Source organism: Planococcus rifietoensis (genome assembly GCF_001465795.2).
GTDB lineage: Bacteria > Bacillota > Bacilli > Bacillales_A > Planococcaceae > Planococcus > Planococcus rifietoensis.
The window spans coordinates 3,437,182-3,457,810 of record NZ_CP013659.2 but is presented as its reverse complement, the minus strand read 5'-3'; the positions used below and the strand labels follow the sequence as shown (position 1 = coordinate 3,457,810).

The 20,629-nt window shown below is 49.9% G+C and carries 22 protein-coding genes and 1 riboswitch; of the genes, 8 read left to right on the top strand and 14 right to left on the bottom strand.

Translation table 11 applies throughout. The features are described from left to right. Window positions 1–22: 22 nt before the first annotated feature. On the top strand, window positions 23–1,216 hold the full coding sequence (locus tag AUC31_RS17275; RefSeq protein ID WP_058382029.1) for a hypothetical protein: 1,194 nt from the start codon (window positions 23–25) through the stop codon (window positions 1,214–1,216). A gap of 71 nt (window positions 1,217–1,287) precedes the next feature. Here the strand turns inward: AUC31_RS17275 and AUC31_RS17270 are convergent, their stop codons facing one another. The 4 genes from AUC31_RS17270 to AUC31_RS17255 form a co-directional block, all read right to left on the bottom strand. Further along, the gene (locus tag AUC31_RS17270; protein WP_058382030.1) at window positions 1,288–1,689 is read right to left on the bottom strand and encodes a thiol-disulfide oxidoreductase DCC family protein; all 402 of its coding nucleotides are present in this window, start codon (window positions 1,687–1,689) and stop codon (window positions 1,288–1,290) included. A gap of 41 nt (window positions 1,690–1,730) precedes the next feature. Beyond that, on the bottom strand, window positions 1,731–2,096 hold the full coding sequence (locus tag AUC31_RS17265; protein ID WP_058382031.1) for a nuclear transport factor 2 family protein: 366 nt from the start codon (window positions 2,094–2,096) through the stop codon (window positions 1,731–1,733). Window positions 2,097–2,155: 59 nt separating this feature from the next. Further along, window positions 2,156–2,707 (bottom strand): TraR/DksA C4-type zinc finger protein, encoded by a 552-nt coding sequence (locus AUC31_RS17260; RefSeq protein WP_058382032.1) that lies wholly within the window; start codon window positions 2,705–2,707, stop codon window positions 2,156–2,158. Window positions 2,708–2,784: 77 nt separating this feature from the next. Beyond that, the gene (locus tag AUC31_RS17255) at window positions 2,785–3,714 is read right to left on the bottom strand and encodes a phosphotransferase family protein (protein WP_058382033.1); all 930 of its coding nucleotides are present in this window, start codon (window positions 3,712–3,714) and stop codon (window positions 2,785–2,787) included. Between the two features lie 197 nt (window positions 3,715–3,911). On the opposite strand from AUC31_RS17255, the gene AUC31_RS17250 reads away from it, so the two are divergent. The 3 genes from AUC31_RS17250 to AUC31_RS17240 all read left to right on the top strand — a co-directional run bounded on the left by AUC31_RS17250 (window position 3,912) and on the right by AUC31_RS17240 (window position 7,488). Next, window positions 3,912–5,240, top strand: coding sequence for a cytochrome P450 (locus AUC31_RS17250; protein ID WP_058382034.1), 1,329 nt, complete (start codon window positions 3,912–3,914; stop codon window positions 5,238–5,240). Window positions 5,241–6,207: 967 nt separating this feature from the next. Then, window positions 6,208–6,255: riboswitch (PreQ1 riboswitch) on the top strand. A 96-nt stretch (window positions 6,256–6,351) separates the two neighbouring features. Beyond that, window positions 6,352–6,846: a preQ(1) synthase gene (gene queF, locus AUC31_RS17245; protein WP_058382035.1), complete on the top strand. Its 495-nt coding sequence runs from the start codon at window positions 6,352–6,354 to the stop codon at window positions 6,844–6,846. A gap of 12 nt (window positions 6,847–6,858) precedes the next feature. After that, complete coding sequence (locus AUC31_RS17240) at window positions 6,859–7,488, top strand: queuosine precursor transporter (RefSeq protein ID WP_058382036.1); 630 nt, start codon at window positions 6,859–6,861, stop codon at window positions 7,486–7,488. Between the two features lie 56 nt (window positions 7,489–7,544). On the opposite strand, the gene AUC31_RS17235 is transcribed toward AUC31_RS17240, so the two are convergent. The 6 genes from AUC31_RS17235 to AUC31_RS17210 form a co-directional block, all read right to left on the bottom strand. Next, entirely contained in the window at window positions 7,545–8,393 is an 849-nt protein-coding gene (locus AUC31_RS17235; RefSeq protein WP_083509214.1) for an endonuclease/exonuclease/phosphatase family protein, read from the bottom strand. Between the two features lie 96 nt (window positions 8,394–8,489). Further along, window positions 8,490–9,236, bottom strand: coding sequence for an endonuclease/exonuclease/phosphatase family protein (locus tag AUC31_RS17230; protein WP_058382037.1), 747 nt, complete (start codon window positions 9,234–9,236; stop codon window positions 8,490–8,492). 96 nt (window positions 9,237–9,332) lie between these two features. Further along, a complete protein-coding gene (locus AUC31_RS17225) occupies window positions 9,333–10,094 on the bottom strand; it encodes a MerR family transcriptional regulator (protein ID WP_058382038.1) in 762 nt (253 codons plus the stop codon). Window positions 10,095–10,156: 62 nt separating this feature from the next. Further along, complete coding sequence (locus AUC31_RS17220; RefSeq protein ID WP_058382039.1) at window positions 10,157–11,896, bottom strand: ABC transporter ATP-binding protein; 1,740 nt, start codon at window positions 11,894–11,896, stop codon at window positions 10,157–10,159. 32 nt (window positions 11,897–11,928) lie between these two features. Continuing rightward, window positions 11,929–13,143, bottom strand: a complete 1,215-nt coding sequence (locus AUC31_RS17215; RefSeq protein ID WP_174520010.1) for an MFS transporter — start codon at window positions 13,141–13,143, stop codon at window positions 11,929–11,931. A gap of 144 nt (window positions 13,144–13,287) precedes the next feature. Then, the gene (locus tag AUC31_RS17210; RefSeq protein ID WP_058382040.1) at window positions 13,288–14,478 is read right to left on the bottom strand and encodes a class I SAM-dependent rRNA methyltransferase; all 1,191 of its coding nucleotides are present in this window, start codon (window positions 14,476–14,478) and stop codon (window positions 13,288–13,290) included. Window positions 14,479–14,599: 121 nt separating this feature from the next. Here AUC31_RS17210 and AUC31_RS17205 point away from each other — a divergent pair, with 121 nt between their 5' ends. Then, window positions 14,600–14,803, top strand: coding sequence for a hypothetical protein (locus tag AUC31_RS17205; protein ID WP_058382041.1), 204 nt, complete (start codon window positions 14,600–14,602; stop codon window positions 14,801–14,803). Between the two features lie 969 nt (window positions 14,804–15,772). Here the strand turns inward: AUC31_RS17205 and AUC31_RS17200 are convergent. Both AUC31_RS17200 and AUC31_RS17195 read right to left on the bottom strand, forming a co-directional pair. Further along, window positions 15,773–16,129 carry a SpoIIAA family protein gene (locus AUC31_RS17200; protein WP_058382042.1) on the bottom strand — a complete coding sequence of 119 codons (357 nt, stop codon included), beginning with the start codon at window positions 16,127–16,129 and terminating at the stop codon, window positions 15,773–15,775. Window positions 16,130–16,135: 6 nt separating this feature from the next. Continuing rightward, window positions 16,136–16,495, bottom strand: coding sequence for a SpoIIAA family protein (locus AUC31_RS17195; protein WP_058382043.1), 360 nt, complete (start codon window positions 16,493–16,495; stop codon window positions 16,136–16,138). Window positions 16,496–16,658: 163 nt separating this feature from the next. Here AUC31_RS17195 and AUC31_RS17190 point away from each other — a divergent pair, with 163 nt between their 5' ends. Further along, window positions 16,659–17,321: a GntR family transcriptional regulator gene (locus tag AUC31_RS17190; RefSeq protein WP_058382044.1), complete on the top strand. Its 663-nt coding sequence runs from the start codon at window positions 16,659–16,661 to the stop codon at window positions 17,319–17,321. 45 nt (window positions 17,322–17,366) lie between these two features. Here the strand turns inward: AUC31_RS17190 and brnQ are convergent, their stop codons facing one another. Beyond that, a complete protein-coding gene (brnQ, locus tag AUC31_RS17185) occupies window positions 17,367–18,740 on the bottom strand; it encodes a branched-chain amino acid transport system II carrier protein (protein ID WP_058382045.1) in 1,374 nt (457 codons plus the stop codon). 335 nt (window positions 18,741–19,075) lie between these two features. Between brnQ and AUC31_RS17180 the strand changes: the two genes are divergently transcribed. Continuing rightward, window positions 19,076–19,450 carry a CidA/LrgA family protein gene (locus AUC31_RS17180; protein ID WP_058382046.1) on the top strand — a complete coding sequence of 125 codons (375 nt, stop codon included), beginning with the start codon at window positions 19,076–19,078 and terminating at the stop codon, window positions 19,448–19,450. A 2-nt stretch (window positions 19,451–19,452) separates the two neighbouring features. Continuing rightward, window positions 19,453–20,142 carry an LrgB family protein gene (locus AUC31_RS17175; protein ID WP_058382047.1) on the top strand — a complete coding sequence of 230 codons (690 nt, stop codon included), beginning with the start codon at window positions 19,453–19,455 and terminating at the stop codon, window positions 20,140–20,142. A 98-nt stretch (window positions 20,143–20,240) separates the two neighbouring features. On the opposite strand, the gene AUC31_RS17170 is transcribed toward AUC31_RS17175, so the two are convergent. Next, window positions 20,241–20,618, bottom strand: a complete 378-nt coding sequence (locus tag AUC31_RS17170; protein WP_058382048.1) for a VOC family protein — start codon at window positions 20,616–20,618, stop codon at window positions 20,241–20,243. Between the last annotated feature and the right edge of the window lie 11 nt (window positions 20,619–20,629).

Genomic DNA, 20,629 nt, shown 5'->3' with positions numbered 1-20,629 from the left:
ACAAGCGAAAGGAGGCTCATCCATGAACAAAGAATGGGACATTGAATTATTGGAACAAACCGATAGCATGATTTCTTTCAGCTGGACCCCGACAGATGAAGTTTCACGGATAAAAAAAGACGGAGAGATCGTCTATACAGGCACCCAAGCATCATTTCACGAGGAAGGCTTAAGCGCCGGTGAATTGTTCTGTTACACGATTGAACGCCAAACCCCGCAAGGCAGCTGGGTACCGGCCTTGAAACTTTTGACCGGCACCGAAAAGCGCGACCCTGATTGCATCAATCAATTGGAGCAAATCGTCTTGTCGACCATCGTTTCACACAACCGGATCTCACTTGCTTGGGGCGCAATCGACGGCATCGACGAATACGACATCTACCGCGACGGCGAGCAAGTAGCGAAAATCGCCAAGACCCAATTCACAGACCGAGATGTGCCGGAAGACCGTGAAGTGGTCTATTGGGTGCGTGCAAGGCGCCCAGTCGAACGGACCGAAAGCCCATTGCGCAAGATCAAATCGTTCGCCGCTAATATATTCGGAGCCTTGAACTTAGGTTCGTCGCAAGAACAAGCAGCGGTAGAAAAATTCTGGCTGTCGAAAAAGATCGCCCCGCTCAACCAATTGCTCAAGGAAGGCGAGGGCAAGCCGCCGGCGCTGAAATGGCATCTGCGCTACCTGACCTTCTTGCCCGATGATGTCTTGAAAAATCCAAACCTGACATCGCCGAACCCCTATTTCCAAGGGGATAATCGCACATTCGATCCAGACTCCAAGCATTACCGCTCGCTCACCAATTCCATTGTCAATCTAGTGGAACAACAGAGCACGTTCGATTTCGACAAAGATATCGGTACCAGCATCGCCTATAATTGGCGCCGGAAATTCCGTAAAGCGGATGTCGCTTCGAGTGAAGGCGTCAGTGCCAAAATAACGGAAGAAACGCCTCTGAAAACCGAAATCCTGATCACCCACAGCGTCGGAAATCCGTTGACGACATCGCCGAATATCGATTACGAACTATCGGCGACATTTTACCGGAACGGCGTATATGATTTTATCGGCGTCCATGACCAGTCGCCGAATCACGAGATTTACTTGAAACTCGAGGACGACGGGGCATGGCAGCCGCTTCACCAGACCGAAAGCGAAGGGCTTGCCTGGATGGCCGATCCAATCGCAGCCCATTATTGGCGCTTCTCGAACTTCCTGTAATGAACAAGAGCAAAACAGTTCCATAAAAAAAAGGGCGGTTCCAGAAAAACTGGAACCGCCCTTTTTTATATTTAAAACTGATCCAAAAAACGCTTGCGGATATGCGGAGGCGGCAGCATGCAGCTGTCGAGCTTGCCGAATACTTTATAGCGGTTTTTTGCGATGACGTCGTATGCGCCGTCACGAAGTACACGCGGGAATGGCTGTAGGTGATACGCCAATTTCCAAAGCCCCGTCAAATGATGTGAAATCTTGAGCGCACCTTCTGACTTCACATACGCTTCGCCGCCTTCAATCAACACCAGGCTGTCGACGTCGTCGGGCACATTGTGCTTTTTGGAAAGCTCCTGTCCGATCTCGCTTTGCAGGGAAGCGAATTGAAAATAACCTGCCGGGTCATGATTGATGATGAACTGAACGCTGGAATCGCAGAAATTGCAATCTCCATCGAATAACACAATCGCATGCTCCATAGATGATCCTCCTTTAAACTAATGCCTGTCTTTCGTTTTCCCTATTCCCATTTCTTGAAACCATCTGTCTTCGTTCCTTGGTGGAAGAATAGCTTCCAACCGTCCGCGCGTTTTTTCCATATTGAACTGCGGTGGCTCCATACCCCTGTTGTCCGGTTCTCCAAGACATATATTGTCAGAACCGACTCCGGCCCCAGAGATTTTGCTTCAAAGCGGGAAATGTGATAGTCATCTTCTTGCAAAGCATAGTCTCCGTTAAAATCGGAACGCTGGCAAATCCCGCCGGAGATGCCGAATTCAAAAAACTCGTCATCCAATATTTCTGCCATGTTGCGGTTCGACTCCCTGGCAGCCGGCGCCAAATGGCTGTTCTCTAAATCTAGAAATTGTTTATGCAAGCTTTCCATTCGAATCCCCCTTCCATCTATCTGTATTAAAAAAAGCCCCGGCGAGCGCCGGGACCAGCTTATTTAAATTGTTCGTCTTCCTCTGCCTCGTCGTCCTTGTAGAAATCTTCCTGGTCTTCCCCTGGTTGGTCTTGAGGGCCATCCGAGGAACCGAAATTCTCGACATCTTCAAAGCTGTTGTCGTAATCGCGGATTCGGCTATCTTCCGTTTTGGCCGGGCGGTCTGTCGACGAGCCGATGACATCTTCTTCTGATGGGCGGCTTTCCAAATCCAAGCTGTGGTCGGCGTGGTCGATGCAAGTCAGTGCGGTCGGCATGGCTTCCAACCGCTCATACGGAATGTCTTTGCCGCACACTGCACATGTGCCGTAAGTTCCGTCTTCAATGGCTTTCAACGCCGCGAGCACGTCTTCATGCTCTTCTTCCTTGAACTGCTCCATCGCCATCCCGCGTTCCTGGTCATACAGATCAGTGGCGTTATCGCCCGGGTGATTATCGTAATTGGATAGTTCGCTAGTTTCGAATTCCTCTGTTTGTTCCATCCGTTCCTCGAGCGATTTCAATTGCGCTTCGAGTTCTTGCTTCAAGTTCTTTTGCTGTTCGTCCGTCATTATGACTCCTCCTCCAAATACTCGCTTGTGCTATATATATTGCCTTTCTCGGAGAAATCAAACCTCAGGGGCATAGCTTAGAAATCATCGAAGCGGTCCATCAAGCTCATCAAATACTCATCCAAGCGGTAACGGACCAATTCATCGGATAAACCGGCCATGCCAAACGTCTTCCATCCAGGGTAGACTGCCGGCTTGCCATCCAAGGTATCGATCAGTGACAGCAAATCCCAATATGGATCGTACACAAACGATTCACCGGCATGGCGTTCGTAAGCATCCAAAAATTCGTTGGCGATGCGTGTGCCGTAAAGCTGCGCTAAGTTGACACGGCAATGCCCAACATCGACACCCGCAGGCCCCCGGCATGTATTCACCCAATCGACGACGCTGCTGACACGCCCCTCTTCCCATAGAATATTTCCCGGGTGATAATCGCGATGAATCAAGCAATATTCAACCGGTGGCCCGCCTGCAGCCACAATATAGAATGCGCGCATCCAATCGCCTTCCACGCGCGACCATTTCGGCCGCTCGAGGCGTCTAGCATCGTTATAGGCAAAATATTCATAAGGAAAGCCTTCTGCTTTGTGGCGGTGTATTTCCGCGAGTGTTCCAGCAAGCCCGTCAAGCCAAGCCGCATCGTACGCAGGAGGCAAGATGACCGCTCCCGGAACTTTCGTCATCAGTACAGCCGGCATGCCGCACGCTTCACCGCTTTCGTCAAACGCCAAAATACGCGGAGCGGCAATGCCCGATTTTTCTGCAAGCTCCAGGCTCATCGCTTCATGCCTCGCCAAGTCCGGTTCCTGGTCTAGCCACTCCCCTTTATGGTGAAGCCGCAAAACGACACTCTGCTGCTCTCCGTCTTTGCTTGCGCGAATTTCGTAAAGCAGTGAAGAAGTCCCGCCTTCTAAGGGAACAGCTTCTTCTAGCACAGCGCCTTGCCATTTCGACTCGACCCAATCGAGTGCCTGGCGGGATAAGCCGCCGAATCCATTTGTCATCCTTGCCGCTCCTTTCAGCCTATCTTTTGCTTTAAGTGTACCATGAAAAAACGCCTACTCCAGTTTTTTGATACGCGCCATCCAGAAATCCGGGAAGCGTTTACCGAAGCGCCAAAAGGGTATGGTTTCCTACAATGACTTTTCAACTTAAACAGGTTAAGTGCCTGCATTGAACATACTGAAGGAGCTGACGTTACATGAAAGTGAAGCACCCGATCCCGAAAGCAAAAGAATTGGACAATACCCTATCCCTTCTCGGAGAAGGATTTGATTTCCTGCCTGGCCGCCGCAAAGAGCTGGGTTCGGATATTTTTGAAACCCGCCTGCTCGGGAAAAAGGTAGTGTGCATGGCCGGCGAAGAAGCGGCTGAACTGTTCTACAATAATGATTATTTCAAGCGCAGCGGCGCAGCGCCGCTTCCGCTTGAGCAAACGCTATTCGGGCGAGGTGCGGTCCACGGCCGCGACGGCGAAGACCATCACCAACAAAAGCGCATGTTCCTGTCGATGATGACACCTGAACGTTTAGAAGATGCCAAACGCATGGTAATCCAAGAACTTGAAACAAAGGCCGAACAATGGGAGCAGATGGACGAAGTTGTCCTATTGGATGAAATCGAAGAAATCTTCACGCGCTCCATGATCCACTGGGCTGGTTTGCCGATGAAAGAAAGCGAAGTCAAGCAGCGCACATGGGAACTCGTGACGATGGTCGATTCATTCGGCCTTACTGAAGGACGCTACCTTGAAGGCATGAAAGCGCGCAATGCGCACGAAGACTGGCTGAAAAAAATCATCAAGCAAATCCGCAAAGGCGAATACAATCCGCCGGCCTATACGGCAGCGTATATAGTCGCCCACCACCGGACACCGAACGGCAAGCTGCTCGACCTCGAGACGGCAGCTGTCGACTTGAATAACGCCTACCGCCCGATGATTGCTACAGCTTACTTTATCGTCTTCGGCGTCATGGCGATGCACGAAAACCCAGTCACGCGTGGCAAACTCCAAGCAGACGAAAACAATTACAGCCACAATTTCGCCCAGGAAGTGCGCCGTTATTATCCGTTCGCACCGGTCATGGCAGCGATCTCCAAAAAAGATTTCAACTGGAACGGCGTTCACTTCAAAAAAGACATGCGCGTCATTCTGGACCTTTATGGCACGAACCATCACCCGGATTCTTGGGACAACGCTGATGAATTCATCCCAGAACGTTTCAGCACATGGAACGGCAGCCCATTTTCTTTCATTCCGCAAGGAGGCGGCGACCACCATACCGGACACCGCTGCGCAGGCGAATGGATGACGGTCATGTATATGCAATCAATCTTCAAATATTTTGCGGAGAACTTGAAATACAGCGTGCCTGAACAAGACTTGTCCTACGACATGTCCCGCATGCCAACTATGCCAAAAAGCCGCTTAATCTTAAAAGACGTGCAAAAACTGAAAAACCGCCCAGACAATGTGTTCTATCACGAACAGAAGAACACAACTGTTCAATCAGGGTGCCCATTCCATTAATAATGAAAGGCTAGAGATTCTGTCTCTAGCTTTTTTTATTTGCTGGAAAAGAAGATAGTTAGGGTTTGCTTGTGGAATCATTCCTGTTCATTAGTTGAGCTTCATGTTGGTATTCGCCGCCCTGCTTTGGGTTGGCCTTTGGCAGTAAGCCAAGAAGAACACTTGTCTTACTGCGTCGGCTCACCCGTGGCGCTGGGCGGCTTAAAGATTTCAATGTATCGAGCATGATTAAATTGATCTGCTTCTATATAAAGTTGCCGGCTAGCGGGGGAATCGCTTCCCAGATCGAGCGTGTGAGAAGATAGCGAGGGGTTGCTTGTCTCATTGTTCCGTAATTCTATTTGTGCTTCAGTTTAGTAGTCGCCGCCCTGCTTTGGATTGGCCTCTTGCCATAAGCCAGGAAGGACGCCTGTCTTACGGCGTCGGCTCACCCGTGGCGCTTGGCGGCTTAGAGATTTCAATGTGTGGAGCATGATTAGATAGCTCTGCTTCTATAATCGGTTGCCGGCTAGTGGGGGAATCGCTTCCTGGGATGTGGCGTCTAGGTTTAAGATGCTTGAATAGAAAGTTTATAATCGGAATAGAATTTACAATTACATCTTTATTAATCAAGATGACTTGAGCTATAAAGCCCGACACATTTTCACATCTTTTATCAAGTAGAATGAAGAAATGCTCTTCCACTCTAAAACTAAAGACGGAGTGGAAGGGGGGCTGACTCCTGAGGGACCGCGCGGGCTGGCGAGACAAATGTACGGCGCTCTTTGCCGTACATTGGCTCAACACCCGCCCCTCGGAAAGCAGCCCCCCTGAAACGAAGTCGAGAAGCGGAAGCTTTTCTACTCACTCTTTATCATGCATCAAAACGTATGACCCGCAAATTGCAGACTCTAAGCCATAACAAACCAACAATTGACAGAACCGCCCCTATCTTATACGATAAGGCAGGAAATTAAATAACCCGGCAACGGGAGAGGTTCATAGCATTCCACCCTCTATAAAAAACTATGGATTTTGAAATCAAGCCGAATCCACATGCGATTCGGCTTTTCGTTTGTCCGAATTTTTTATAGCTCTCCCCCAGCCGGCCGAATATAAGGAGGCCACTCACATGGCAGGAAGAAATGAAGAAACACTCGAGCATTTGTCTTTGCTCGGCAACCAGAACACGCGCTACAAATTCGAATACGACCCAGGCATTCTAGAAGCGATCGACAATCTCCACACGCGCGATTACTTCGTTAAATTCAATTGCCCGGAATTCACCTCGCTGTGCCCGCAAACCGGCCAGCCCGATTTCGCGACAATTTACTTGAGCTTCATTCCCGACAAGAAACTCGTCGAAAGCAAAGCCTTGAAGCTGTATTTATTCAGCTTCCGCAACCATGGCGATTTCCATGAAGATGTCGTCAACATCATCATGAATGACTTGATCGAACTGCTCGACCCGCGCTATATCGAAGTATGGGGCAAATTCACTCCGCGCGGCGGTTTGTCGATCGACCCGTATACGAACTATGGCAAGCCAGGCACGAAATACGAAGAAATGGCGACGTACCGGATGATGAACCACGACATGAATCCGGAAACGATCACCAACCGATAAGGAGAACCGTCCATGCTACTTTATTTGAACGGCGCTTTTGTCGGTTTGCTCATCCTGTCGAATATCTTGGCCGTAAAACTATTTTCCATCAGCGAATGGGCCGTACTGCCGGCTGCAGTCATCGTCTATGTCTTCACGTTCCCAATCACCGACACGATTGCGGAAGTGTACGGCAAAGAAGCCGCGCGCCAGACGGTCATGGCTGGGTTTATCACACAACTCGCAGCGCTGGCATTCATCTTTGCGGCCATTCATTTGCCCTCTGCGCCATTTTTTGCGGACCAGGCAGCGTTTGAATCGATCTTCTCGGCCGGCTTCCGGGTAACGCTTGCGAGTTTGGTGTCTTATTTCATCAGCCAAAACCTGGACGTCACGATTTTCCATAAATTAAAAGCACGTAACGGCGAGTCGAAATTGTGGCTGCGCAATAATGCCTCGACGATGGTTAGCCAATTGGTGGATACGACGATTTTCATCACGATCGCTTTTTATGGGACGATGCCGCTGTCGGCGTTGGCTGCCATGATTTTGACGCAGTATTTGTTCAAATGGGTCGTTGCAGCAGCGGACACGCCGCTTGTCTACTTGCTCGTCAAACTCGCGCGCCGCTCCAAGACAGCCACTCAAAAAAGCTTCGCGTAATCGATCCATGCATAAAAAAGCCGCCGGCAGTTAAACATTGCCGGCGGCTTTTGTGTTTAAATTTTTTGTTTGGCTGGTTGGGCTGCAGGTACGATGATCGCAGCCGAGTCGTGTTTCTGTGTCCAAACGAGCTCTGCGGTGATCGGCAAATGATCCGATACAGCCGTTTCGATTTTTTCTGCATCTCGTACGTCAAAGCCGCGGTCGGCAAAAATATAATCGATGCGCGTCATCGGCTTGAACGATTCGCCAGTTTCATGATTTTCATAAGGAGATGGATACGTGTAGGCATCGCCGCGCTTTGCTTTCAAGAAGACATCTGTCATGGTCTGGTGAAGATGCGCCAAATGACGATGGGTCGGCGGTGCATTGAAATCACCCGCGATGATTTTCGGGAAATGGCTCTTGCCGGCAATCTCCAATATTTCCGCAATGCTCATTTCAAGCTCTTCATCTTTCAACGCTAAATGGGCATTCAACACTTTGAGGTAAGTGCCTCCGACTTCAATTACTGTCTCGAGAACGCCTCGCTGCTCATTATTGTAGATGTCTGTTACGACTTGCGTCAAAAAATGGTTTTCTGCGTACTTGATTGGATAAAGGCTTAACGTTGCATTGCCGTACTGGCGGTTCGGGCGTTCGGGATCATCCGGTGCCTGGTTCAGGTTGGCGCCATACGCGGCGTACATTCCGAGCCGTTCAGAAAGCCATTCGACCTGATCCATATAAAAACTACGGGCTGAAAAATAACGGTCGACTTCCTGAAGTGCCACTACGGTAGCTCCCGATGCTTCAATCACTTGTGCGGTTCTTTCTAAATCCACTTCGCCATCCATGCCCATTCCATGGGCAATATTGAACGACATCACTTTCACTGTTGGTGTCCTGCTGGCATCGCCGTGCATGAGACCATCTCCTTTTCTGGTTGAAACGAATCAGTGGCAGCTGCAATTGTCCCCTTCATTATAGCAAGGATGGCGCTTTTGTAAGTTAAAAACAGGTTAAAAATTGTTAGAGTTTTGTAAATTTCTGATTTTTGCCACAATTGGAACATGATCCGATGCATCGGTATCGATGGTCCACGCTTCCAATGCTTGAAAATGGGCATCGTGGAAAATATAATCGATTTTTTGGCCGTGGTCGCCTTGTTTTTTATACGTATCGGGATAAGGTCCCGAACCGAACCCGTTATAAAAATGCTTGGAAAATCGCTGGATATGTTTGGTGGATGGCGCAGCATTGAAATCCCCCACCAGCACTTGCGCCAGCGGATTATCGGTAGTGATGGCGATGATTTCCGTCAAGTTGCGGTCCACTTCCTCATCAATAAGCGATAGATGCGTGTTATAGAAAGAAAACCGGAACCCCTCCATTTCAATAATCGCTTCGAGCATCCCGCGCGGCTCGAACTCTTCGGGATGGACTTCGACTGCGCTCAAATCATGGTTGCGGAATGACAGGATCGGATAGCGGCTCAAAATGGCGTTGCCGTATTCACGCTTCGGCCGTGCACCTCCGGCTCCCCTGTCAACCAAATTCGGCCCGTACGCCATGTGCATGCCAAGCCGGTTGGAAAGCCATTTGGCCTGGTCCCAAAAACGGCTGCGGGAAGAAAAGTTTCGGTCCACTTCCTGCAATCCAGCGACATCCACTTGTCCTTGTTCAATCGCCTGAGCCGTTAGTTCAAGATCCAGCTTTCCGTCGATCCGCTTGCCTGATGCAATATTAAAGCTCATCACTGTCAGCATCTTCCCCACCCCCATCTTCTCTTATTATTGTTTACTTCCATTCCCGCGCCTTGCCGATTGAAACCAAAAAAAGCCCGCAAGCAAGCGGGCCCATTTTTATTCATCTTGCTGATCTGTATAGGCAATGATCGCATCCCGCAAATATTTCGCTGCCCCTTCGCCGGCTTTTTCATAATAGGCTGCGAAGCGTTCATCCGCGACATACATTTCCGCCAGTCCAGCGTGAGCTTTCGGTTCATAGCTGCCCCATGTAAACCCCAGCCACTGTCGGTGTAAATCGGCAATTTCCTGTCCCGCGGTTCCCGCTGGTTCGCCTTCTTTCAGTGCATGCTCCAACTTTTTCAGTATCTCTTGCTCAAGGCGTTTGAATGCTTCATATTGTTCCTGGCCCATGCCGAGCATTTTGGCGTTTGAACGGTCGACTTCCGCGTCGCCGTATTTCTCGCGGATTTCTTTCCCGTAAGCCGCTTCATTGCCCTCAACCAGCTGCTTCTTGAATCCTTCGAACTTTTCATGATCTGCCATTCGACTCTCCCCTTGTTTTGTGGAAATCGTTTTCTCCACATTTGTAATCAAAAGGTCCAGGCGGCTGCGTTCCCGCATCAATTGTTCCCGCTGCCCGATCAATGCTTCGGTTTCATCAAAACCCGGCTCGTCCAACAGCTTCGCGATATCATGAAGCCCAAAACCGAGCTCTCGGTAAAATAAGATGAGCTGGAGACGATCAATTTCTGCACTTCCGTACACCCGGTAGCCGGAGTCGTTTTTTTGCGGCGTCAATAAGCCGATCGAATCGTAATAGCGCAAAGTCCGCGCACTCACGCCGGCAAGCGTTGCCAATTTCTGCACGGTATACATACCGCCACCTCCTGATGACTTCATCATAAACCTTGACGTTGCGTCAATCTCAAGAAAAAACATTAGGTTAATTGCTGCTCGGCGAATTCGCGGTATAGTGCATGCTTCCCGGTCAGTTCTCGGTGGTTCCCGATGCCGGTGACCCGACCACCTTCGATAAAGACAATCTGATCGGCATCGACGATTGTCGACAACCGATGGGCGATGACCAATGTCGTGCGCCCTTCCATTAAGCGGCCAAGCGCCTGGCCGACGATGCCTTCCGACTGGCTGTCGAGGCTCGCTGTCGCCTCGTCCATCATCAATAATTTTGGATCGCGCAAAAATGCGCGGGCGATGGCAATGCGCTGTCTTTGCCCACCGGACAATTTGACGCCGCGCTCCCCGACTTGTGTATCCAATCCGTCCGGAAACGAAGCGATGAATTCCTCAGCGTACGCCATGCGGGAGACGCGCCACAACTCTTCATCTGCATAACTGTCCGCATCCGGCAAGCCATAAGTCAGATTGGCACGGATCGTCCCGCCCATCATGGCACTTTCCTGTGATACATAGCCGATCTGGTCGCGCCAAGAAGCGATCGCCACATCCCCAATCGGCACATCACCGATTGTAATGGTGCCGGCGGTCGGTTCGTAAAAGCGCTCAATCAATCCGAAAATGGTGGTCTTGCCTCCACCGCTCGGCCCAGCAAACGCAATCTTCTGGCCAGGCCGCGCTTCAAACGACACGCCCTGCAACACTGGCTCGCCGTTTTCGTATGCAAAACTGACGTCTTCAAGGCGCAGTGTTTTGCCGGTGATGTCCAGTTCGATGCCGCGATGTTGTTCTTCACGTGGCAGTTCCAAAATATCGATAATGCGTTCTGTCGCCCCTCTGGCTTTTTGCAACTCTGTAAAGAACCGCGCAAACGTAGCGAGCGGCACAACAATCTGGAACAAATACAGAAGAAAAGCGACTAAGGATCCGGTCGACATCGACCCTTCCGATACACGGATACCGCCGTAGCCGATGATCATCACGATAACGACCATAACAACCAAGTACATCAGCGGGCCGATCAAAGCATAGACTTTCGCTTCTCTCATGCCGAGCCCGTATAATTTCTGGACGCCCGACAACCCGCGCTGTTCTTCCACTCGTTCCGCTGTCGATGATTTCATCAAGCGGATTTCCCCGAGCGTCTGCTGGACGTCGCCCGTGAATACGGCGGTTTCATCCTGCAAGCTGCGGGAAATCTTCGCCATCTTGCGTCCTAAAGGAATCATGATGGCAATTGTCAACGGCACTGCGAGCATCATGATCAAAGTCATTTTCCAGTCCAGCACCAGAAGGATCGCGACCGCCCCGATGATCGTAATGATGCCGGTCACGAAATTCGGGAAATGATCGGTGATGAGATTCCTGACGATGCCGGTATCGTTGACGACACGGCTCACCGTTTGCCCGCTTGCGTGCTGGTCGAAATAGCCAACACGCAAACGTAGCAAATGAAGCCACATGCGCTCGCGCAGCCCAGCCACAATCCGCTGCCCGACCATGCTCAATAAATAAATCGATACGCCGTTAATGACCGCCTGCACGATAAAAGCAGCGGCAAGCGCGGCAATCAATCCTCCGCTCAATGCCTCCACTGAAAACCCGTCCACTAACTCTCTCGTCAGCAACGGGACAAGCAAGCCGACGATGGTCGTGACTAAACTGGTCGCCAGCCCAAAAACGAGCGCCCATTTCGGGATTTTAATCGACGTTAACAGTGTGAAAAACGGCTTGATGCTTTGTTTTTTCTGAATTGATTCCATAACTCCATCTCCTATCTATCCGGCCAAGCCATTTACGCGGCAGCAATTTTCCGGTCTTTCGGCAAAGCGAGGCCAACCAGCCCGAGTATCGGCAGCACGGAAATAATGACCATCGTTTCATAAACGCCGATCGAATCCATCAACACACCGATCGCGACCGCTCCAATGGCCCCCATGCCAAATGCCAAGCCGACTGTCAGCCCGGACATCGTGCCGATTCTGCTCGGTACGAGTTCCTGGGCGTAGACGACCATGACAGAAAAGCTCAACATAAGGAAAAAGCCCAATACGGCAAGAATGACAGCGACAATCGGCAAGGCCACATACGGCAGCACCAGCGCCAACGGAATCGGTACGAGCAACGACAGCACAATGACGCGCTTGCGGCCGATGCGGTCTGCAAGTGGGCCGCCGAAAAAGGTCCCGAACGCCCCGATTCCGAGAAATAGGAAGATGAACATTTGCCCTTGCTGAATCGTCACACCATAATTATCCATTAAATGGAAAATATAAAAACTGGTGATCGTCGTTATGTAAAAAGTGCGCGCGAAAATGATCAACAACAGCAAAGTCAAAGCAGTGCCCACCTGCTTTTTCGTCAAAGGCGGCAAAGAAGACAGCACCGTTTTTTTCACTTTCTCCAGCTTATCGCGCTCTAACTGTGCCTTGTACCAGGCGGAAATTTTGGATAATACGAAAATGCCGAGTGCTGCGACAAAAAGAAACAAGGCCGCTCCCCGTTGCCCAAGCGGCACCAGGATAAAGGCACTGATCAAAGGCGCCAGCGCTTGCCCAGAATTGCCCCCGACTTGGTAAATCGATTGCGACAAGCCGCGTCTTGATCCCGCTGCCATATACGACACGCGCGAACCTTCCGGATGAAAGACCGCAGAACCGAAACCGAGAAAAATGACCGACAATAAGATGAGCCAATACTCGGGCGCAAACGCCAAGCCTGCGATCCCAATGAACGAGAACACCATACCAAGCGGCAATGCATAAGGCATCGGCTTTTTATCGCTTGCAAACCCGATGACTGGCTGCAAGACAGACGCCACCATATTGAGCGCAAAAGCGATCAGCCCGAGCTGTGTGAAGGACAAGCCCAGGTCCTTCTCTAAAATCGGGAACATTGCTGGAATCACTGCCTGCAAGGAATCATTCAGTAAATGGACACCGCCGATCGCGAACATCACCGGATAAACCGGGTTCCCTGCGAGCGAAGATGAGGATATTGCTTTTGCCATTATGCCGCCTCCAAATTAAGTAATCACGTTCTTTTTTTCCATTATAAACCAATCTGATCCAGCAATAAAATGCACAAAAAGCGCAGTTGCACATTCGCCTTTGAATGCCCATCTGCGCTCTTTGTTTCTGCTTATGAGCCCGCCTTACAGTAAACGGAGGAAAAGCACTTTCAAATAATCGCCTTCCGGGAATCTTCTGTCGACATGGAAATCGACCGGCAGGCTATAAGTCTCCACCACTTTGTATTTCTGGTTTTTATCTTTAAAAGCTTTATCGATCATTTGGGTGAACTTCTTCATATTGAATGAAGCGCTGTTGGTCGAAGCGACGATCAAGCCTTCCGGCGCCGTAATATCGATCGTTTCTTTCATCAAATTAGTGTAATCTTTCGCCGCACTGAAAACGTGCTTTTTCGAGCGCGCAAAACTTGGGGGATCGAGGACGACCATATCAAAGTTTAGGTTTTTGCGCTTCGCGTATTTGAAATAATTGAAGACATCCATCACCAGAATGTCCTGCTCGTCAAAATCAATGCCGTTGATGCTGAACTGCTCGATCGTTTTCGCCGAGCTGCGCTTCGCGAGATCCACGCTCGTCGTCTTGTCCGCTCCGCCAAGCGCCGCCGCTACTGAAAAGGCCCCTGTGTAAGAAAAGGTATTGAGCACCGTTTTGCCGTCTGCGTATTTCGTGCGGATCGCCTGGCGCACATCGCGCTGGTCGAGGAAGATGCCGGTCATTGCGCCGTCGTTCAAATACACCGCAAAATTCATGCCATTTTCTTGGACGATCAATGGGAATTCCCCACGCTCGCCCGATACGAAATCATCGTCTTCGATATACTGGCCTTTCGTATCAAACCGTTTTTTCTCATAGATTCCGATGCATTCCACTACATTCTCCAAAGCTGCCACGACGTCTTCGCGGAACGAATAGACGCCTTCGCTATACCAGGACAGCAGGTAGAATCCGGCATAATAATCGATCGTCAACCCGCCGAAACCATCGCCTTCGCCGTTGAAGACACGGAAAGCGGTCGTCTCCGGATTGTTGAAGAATTTCTCGCGGCGGCTGAACGCCAATTCCAGCTTGCGTTCGATAAAGGCTTGGCCGACTGCCTCGTCTTGGTTTCTCGTCAAGATCCAGCCAGCGCCTTTGTTCTGTTCGCCGTAATAACCTGTGCCCAAATATTCCCCATCTTTATCAACGAGGCGCAGCAATGTGCCTTCCGGTGCATCGATTTCACTCATCAATCCGTATTTTGTGATGAGCGGAGACCCTTTCGCCAATTCATTTCTCAAAACATCTTTCACTGTTACCGTCATTTCGTTTCTCACAATTCCTCATCCTATCTATGCCGTTGCGTTTTGCATTATAATCAGTGTAAAGGAAATCCGTCGCCCTGCCCACTTTCAAAGGCCCTTTTCATTGAATTGGATAAGGAAAGGAGGAGCCGTCGTGAAAAAGAAATACTACATCTACAACATCCTGCTGACCAATGGCGACATGCTGGAAGGCATCCGCATTGAAGGCGCACTGGAAGACCATTTCATCGGCATTGCCGTCAGCCTGCTTCCGGTTGAAGATACAGCGGGCAAGACGCTTGTCTTGAACCTCTTCCACATCGTGCGTGCTGAGCTTGTGCGTATTGAAGAAGCTTAGTGAAGATAGCGAGGGTTAACTTGTGGAAATGTGTTTGATGTTCTATCGGAGCTTCAGGTTAGTAGGGGAATCGCTTCCCGGGACATGATTGGAAAAGATAGTGGGAGTTTAGATGTTGAATTGTTTTTGCTTCTGTTTGAGTTTCGTCTGAGTAGTCGCCGCCGGACTTTGGGTTGGCCTTTAGCCGTAAGCCAAGAAGGACACTTGGCTTACGGCATCGGCTCACCCCTTTACGCTCGGCGGCTGAGTGATTTCATTGAGTGAAGAATGTTTAGTCAGTCCGGCTTCTGTAGCTAGTTGGGGAATCGCTTCCCGGAAGAAATGTATAAGAAGCTAGAAGCTAGTGAGAGTTTACTTGTCGAATTGTTTTTGCCTTTGTTTGAGTTTCGCCTGAGTAGTCGCCGCCGTGCTTTGGGTTGGCCTTTGGCAGCAAGCCAAGAAGGACACTTGTCTTACTGCGTCGGCTCACCCTTGTCGCTCGGCGGCTGAGTGATTTCATTGCCTAAGGTGCGTTCAACTAGGTCTGCTTCTTTAGTCAGTTGCCGGCTAGCGGGGGAATCGCCTCCTGTGATGTAGTGTCTGGCACATTTGTGCTTTAGTCGAAAATGTTGGTGGCAGTATCAGGATTAGCTCGCTTCTCTACTCCAAAGATAACTTGAGCTAGAAAACCTGAATTGTTTCTACATTTAATATTTAATGAGCAAAAAATGATCTTTCACTCTAAAACTAGAGACGGAGTGGAAGGGGGCTGACTCCTGAGGGACCGCGCGGGCTGGCGAGACAAATGTGCGGCTCTCTTTGCCGCACATTGGCTCAACACCCGCCCCTCGGAAAGCAGCCCCCTGAAACGAAGTCTCATAGCGCAAGCTATTGTAATCACTAAATTTCAACTTCTATCTTTATATCTGCATAATCCTCTCAAAAGAAAAAAGCGCTCCGCAGCAATGCGGAACGCTTTGTATTCATTGGTTATTCTTGCATCCATTCCCATGCATCGTTCATTTCGTCGAGGTTGAAATGGCGAGTTTCCAGGCCGTCCGCGAAGCCTTGCCAGCCGCTCGCTGCCGAGGTCCAGTCCCTTTCGCTGATAACCGCGAATTTGCGCGCTTGGCTCCAGCTGTGCCGGTCGATTACCGCACTATCTGCCGCATCGAACAAAGTTGAATCTTCCACTTTGTAAATGATGGCATACATATTGAAATGTCCTTTTTCGCTCACTTTGTCGCGGATGACATGATCCAGTTTTTCGATATCGGCTTTGCTGGCACGCCCTTCCACTTCAATCGCAATCGTTTCGATGTCTTTGCTCGGTACAATTGACAACATATCTCGTCACCTCTCCTTTATCCAATCCCAGGCTGCTTCCATCTGGTCCATTGGGAAATGTTTGGCTTGCACGCCAGGCAGTTTGTCGAGTGCGCCCGATACTTTGTCGAGCCAGTCTTTTTCACTGACGACCGCGAGTTTATTGTATTGGCTCCAGCGTTTGGCATCGATGGCCAACTCTTCGAACATGGCGCCCGCTGTAGGCGTGTCGATATCGCCGATCACGGCGTACACATTAAATTTCTGATCGTTGCGGAATTTTTCGAACACCACATTGTCAAATTTCTTCAAATCGTCTTTGGTTACTTTGCCCTCGACTTCGATAGCAAAGGTTTGTTCGTCTTTACTGGTAAAGAATGATAGCATGGCGGCTCCTCCTTAAAGTTTCCTGATAATGCTGTTATTCCCTTTACAGAGGGCATCAAACTGACATTCGCAAATCAGCGTTTTAGATATATTGCATTCTGCATTTTATTGCTTTGCAGATTAGTGTATAATGGAGTCAGATAATTTCGAAAGGAGATTTACTATGCCGATTCCTGTAGACCATACAAGGCCGGTACGCGTTTCCGCTAAAGAAAGTGCCCACTTACAATTGCAGCAATGGATCATTGACGGCACCTTACAGCCTGGTGAGAAACTGGTTGACACCGAACTCGCTGAAGCGCTCAATTTGAGCCGGACGCCGATTCGTGAAGCCCTGCAGCTTCTTGAAGTACAAGGATTCATTGAAATGTTTCCCGGCAAAGCGACACGCGTTACGGATATCCATATCGAAGACATCAAACACCTCCTGCCTCCTCTTGCTGTGCTGCAAGCACTTGCCGGTGAGCTGGCCATTCCGAATTTGACCCCTGAGATTTTTGGGCTGTTGGAAGAAACCAACCGGAAATTTGCGCGCGCCATCCGCAACAGCGATTCCTTCTCTGCTTTGAAAATCGATGAAGAATTCCATCAGATCATCGTGGATGCAGCCGGAAATCCATATATAGATTCCATTCTCGGCCAGCTTCAATCACATGTCCGCAGACAATTTTTCCACCATTCCCTAGTCTTGACGATGCGCTCCCATGACGAGCACATCGAAATCATCGAAACTCTCAAAGCCGGAGACGCCGAAAAGATTTCACACTTGATGAAATCCAATTGGGTCCGCACTATTGAAGAATTGACCGCTTCCAAAGGCATTTAAAAAAGCTGTTCCACAACGTGTCGCACACGTTGGGAACAGCTTTTTTTAGCGATTTGTGAAGGCTGGAGATTCCGCTTCCCCGCGATTTCTCAAACGGGCGGCCACACCTGAAATGATGATAGCGGCCAAAGCCGGCACTAGCCAGCCGAGCCCGTCGCCGTAAAGCGGCAGGACCTCAGCATAAAAGTCGATGATGCTTTGGAGCCAAGCCGGATTTTCAATGCCGAGCGAGCCTGTCAAAGTTTTCAATCCGTCGACGATCGCGATGAAGAACGTCACGCCGATAGCCGATACGTAGACGATGCGGCTGTGGTTGAAAAGCGGCGACATGAATGCCAGCATGATCAGGACGATTGCGAGTGGATACAAGAACATCAATACCGGAATGGAATACGTGATGATATTCGAAAGTCCAGCGTTCGTTACCACTAACGAAAAGATGGTGAAGATAAAGACATATGTGCGGTAGCTGATGCCAGGCGTCAGCTTATGGAAAAATTCTGAAGTGGCGACAGTCAAGCCGACTGCTGTTGTAAGGCATGCCAAGATGATGATCACGGCCAATAGCATGGCGCCGAATGTGCCGAAATAATGTTCAGAAGCCCCGCTCAGAACCGGCCCGCCGGTTTCCAAAAGGCCCAGCTGAGAAGTGCTGGTCGCGCCAAGGAAAGCGATTCCCGTGTAAACGACAGCCAATAATCCAGCTGCCACGGCACCGCTGAGAAGCGTCGCCTTCAGCAAGCCCTTAGATGAGGTGACGCCCATTTTCTGGACCGCTGAAATGACGATAATTCCGAACACGAGCGAAGCGAGCGCATCCATCGTATTGTATCCTTCCGTAAAGCCGGTCAAAAAGGCGCCGCTTGCGTACCCGTCTTGTGCAGGGCCAGCCTCGCCCATCGGAGAGACGAACGCCGCGACTAGCAAGACGCCAAGGACGATCAAGATGGCTGGAGCCAGGAATTTACCGATGCTGTCGACCATTTGCGTTGGGTTCAACGACAACAATAAAGAAACCACATAAAAAATGAGTGAGAAGACAATCAAACCGATCGTAATCGATCCGTCTCCGATAAATGGCACGATGCCCACTTCATAAGAAACGGCTGCTGTCCGCGGCAATGCGAAAAACGGCCCAATCGTCAAATAAAGCGCGGCGGTGAACAATAAGCCGTACACCGGATGCACGCGGCTTGAGAGATCCTGCAAGTCCCGGCTTTTTGAAAAACCGATCGCCAAAATGCCGAGTAGCGGCAAGCCGACCCCTGTCGTTAAGAAACCAGCCATTGCCACCCAGACATTTTCACCTGCATACTGGCCGAGCTGCGCGGGGAAGATCAAGTTCCCTGCTCCGAAAAACAATGCGAAAAGCATTGTCCCAATGATAAGATAAGCCTTCATCGATAATTTGCTGTCCATACTTACTAGCTCCCTTACTTTTTTGAATATTCATTCTTCTTTATTCCGAAATACTATCAACGAATAATTGTATGCGATATATTGCATAAGGTAATACTACAACATCCTCTACAAAATGCAAGTGTTAAATTCTTGTTTTCGGAAAATTTCATTATTCGCTTAAAACCTTGTTGTATAGAGCTTTCGCGCTATAACATTTTCTTCCTTTCCTTACAGTTATTCCGTCTCCATTTCCGAATAAATTGACTCGCATTTCCCCTCGATTGCTGTAAAATATCTACATATATGAAGACGTCCATCGTTTTCCAAAACTGACCGGAAGGCGGAGGTACCCTATGAAGATCATTCGTATCATTTTGCAATTGCTTGTCCTGTACGGGTTTTTGCTGATCGGTGAAGCCATTCAAGCTTTGCTCCAGCTGCCGATGCCTGGCAGCATCATCGGCTTTTTGCTATTGTTCAGCGCTTTATTGCTGAAAATCTATCCACTGGAATGGATAGACGCAGGCGCCACTTTTTTATTAAGCTTTCTTTCCTTATATTTCATTCCGGCAACGGTCGGCGTCGTTGATTACGGCCCCTTGTTTTCCGGAAAAGGCGTGTTGCTGCTGCCGATCGTGATCATCAGTACGCTCATCACGATGGCGGCTGCCGGCTTTGCAAGCCAGTATATTGCAAATCGAAGCACAGCGCAAAAGGAGGAAGCATAATCATGGCATTCACTCCCTCAGCCATTGTGTTCTCCGTCCTGACCGTAGCGACTTACGTTGTCGCCAATTTCGTGTACCTGCGCTTTCGCAAAACGCCCTTGAACCCCGTCATCACGGCGACGGTAGCGCTCGTGGCCATTTTAATCCTGTTCGATATTCCTTATGAAACTTATATGGAAGGCGGCGACTGGGTGGCGGCTTTTCTCGGGCCCGCTGTCGTCGCGCTTGCCGTACCACTTTACAAGCATCGTGAATTGCTCCAGAAAAACCTGGTGCCGATCGCTGCCGGGATTGTCGCGGGCGTCATCGCAGGCCTTGTCAGCGGCACCTTGTTTACACGTTGGCTCGGTTTTACGGAAGAATTGATCTTGACGGTCTTGCCGAAATCATTGACGACGCCTGTCGCCATGCAAGTCGCGAACACAATCGGCGGCATTCCATCGCTGGCTGCCGTATTCGTCATGGTTGCCGGCTTCACGGGCATCCTGCTCGGGCCGTATTTGTTGCACTTATTGAATATCGACTCCCCGATCGGGCGCGGCATCGGCCTCGGCGCTTCTGCCCACGGGCTTGGTACAGCGAAAGCATTCGAATACGGTCCGGAAGATGCCTCGATGAGTTCTGTGGCAATGACCTTGGCCGCCGTTCTTGGCGCCTTGCTCAGCCCGCTCGCCGCCTGGCTGCTGCTTTAGCCTGCATTCAAGTACAAGTAGGAATCATATCTTCTTACCATCATCGCAATTCAATAGCTCCAAAAAAATCCCCGGTGCATCGGTGCACCGGGGATTCTCTAGTTGATCGTCACTTGCCAGGATACGCCGAAGCGGTCATTGCACCAGCCGAATTTCCGGCTGAAGCCGTAATCGCCAGGTTCCATTAGTACTTTTCCATCTTCGCTTAAAGCACTATAGACTTTATCGAATTGCGCTTCATCATCCACTTGGACAAATAGCGACACAGCAGGCGTAAAAGTGAACTCATGCGGAATCGGGCTATCGATGCACATGTATTCAGTGCCTGCCAACGTAAAGCTCGCCTGCTCTACTTTACCATCTTCCCGATGCTTCACTGAATCGATATGGAAATTTTTGAAAATGGAAGTATACAGTTTCATCGCCTCTTCTGCTTGCCCTTGAAACAGTAAAAATGTCGTAATCGTTTGAGTCATGTGATCAACCT

Excerpts from the sequence above, each read along its gene's own strand:
- AUC31_RS17275 (WP_058382029.1), top strand. The coding sequence starts at position 23 with ATGAACAAAGAATGGGACATTGAATTATTGGAACAAACCGATAGCATG.
- AUC31_RS17270 (WP_058382030.1), bottom strand. The coding sequence starts at position 1,689 with ATGGAGCATGCGATTGTGTTATTCGATGGAGATTGCAATTTCTGCGAT.
- AUC31_RS17265 (WP_058382031.1), bottom strand. The coding sequence starts at position 2,096 with ATGGAAAGCTTGCATAAACAATTTCTAGATTTAGAGAACAGCCATTTG.
- AUC31_RS17260 (WP_058382032.1), bottom strand. The coding sequence starts at position 2,707 with ATGACGGACGAACAGCAAAAGAACTTGAAGCAAGAACTCGAAGCGCAA.
- AUC31_RS17255 (WP_058382033.1), bottom strand. The coding sequence starts at position 3,714 with ATGACAAATGGATTCGGCGGCTTATCCCGCCAGGCACTCGATTGGGTC.
- AUC31_RS17250 (WP_058382034.1), top strand. The coding sequence starts at position 3,912 with ATGAAAGTGAAGCACCCGATCCCGAAAGCAAAAGAATTGGACAATACC.
- queF (WP_058382035.1), top strand. The coding sequence starts at position 6,352 with ATGGCAGGAAGAAATGAAGAAACACTCGAGCATTTGTCTTTGCTCGGC.
- AUC31_RS17240 (WP_058382036.1), top strand. The coding sequence starts at position 6,859 with ATGCTACTTTATTTGAACGGCGCTTTTGTCGGTTTGCTCATCCTGTCG.
- AUC31_RS17235 (WP_083509214.1), bottom strand. The coding sequence starts at position 8,393 with ATGCACGGCGATGCCAGCAGGACACCAACAGTGAAAGTGATGTCGTTC.
- AUC31_RS17230 (WP_058382037.1), bottom strand. The coding sequence starts at position 9,236 with ATGCTGACAGTGATGAGCTTTAATATTGCATCAGGCAAGCGGATCGAC.
- AUC31_RS17225 (WP_058382038.1), bottom strand. The coding sequence starts at position 10,094 with ATGTATACCGTGCAGAAATTGGCAACGCTTGCCGGCGTGAGTGCGCGG.
- AUC31_RS17220 (WP_058382039.1), bottom strand. The coding sequence starts at position 11,896 with ATGGAATCAATTCAGAAAAAACAAAGCATCAAGCCGTTTTTCACACTG.
- AUC31_RS17215 (WP_174520010.1), bottom strand. The coding sequence starts at position 13,143 with ATGGCAAAAGCAATATCCTCATCTTCGCTCGCAGGGAACCCGGTTTAT.
- AUC31_RS17200 (WP_058382042.1), bottom strand. The coding sequence starts at position 16,129 with ATGTTGTCAATTGTACCGAGCAAAGACATCGAAACGATTGCGATTGAA.
- AUC31_RS17195 (WP_058382043.1), bottom strand. The coding sequence starts at position 16,495 with ATGCTATCATTCTTTACCAGTAAAGACGAACAAACCTTTGCTATCGAA.
- AUC31_RS17190 (WP_058382044.1), top strand. The coding sequence starts at position 16,659 with ATGCCGATTCCTGTAGACCATACAAGGCCGGTACGCGTTTCCGCTAAA.
- brnQ (WP_058382045.1), bottom strand. The coding sequence starts at position 18,740 with ATGGACAGCAAATTATCGATGAAGGCTTATCTTATCATTGGGACAATG.
- AUC31_RS17180 (WP_058382046.1), top strand. The coding sequence starts at position 19,076 with ATGAAGATCATTCGTATCATTTTGCAATTGCTTGTCCTGTACGGGTTT.
- AUC31_RS17175 (WP_058382047.1), top strand. The coding sequence starts at position 19,453 with ATGGCATTCACTCCCTCAGCCATTGTGTTCTCCGTCCTGACCGTAGCG.
- AUC31_RS17170 (WP_058382048.1), bottom strand. The coding sequence starts at position 20,618 with ATGACTCAAACGATTACGACATTTTTACTGTTTCAAGGGCAAGCAGAA.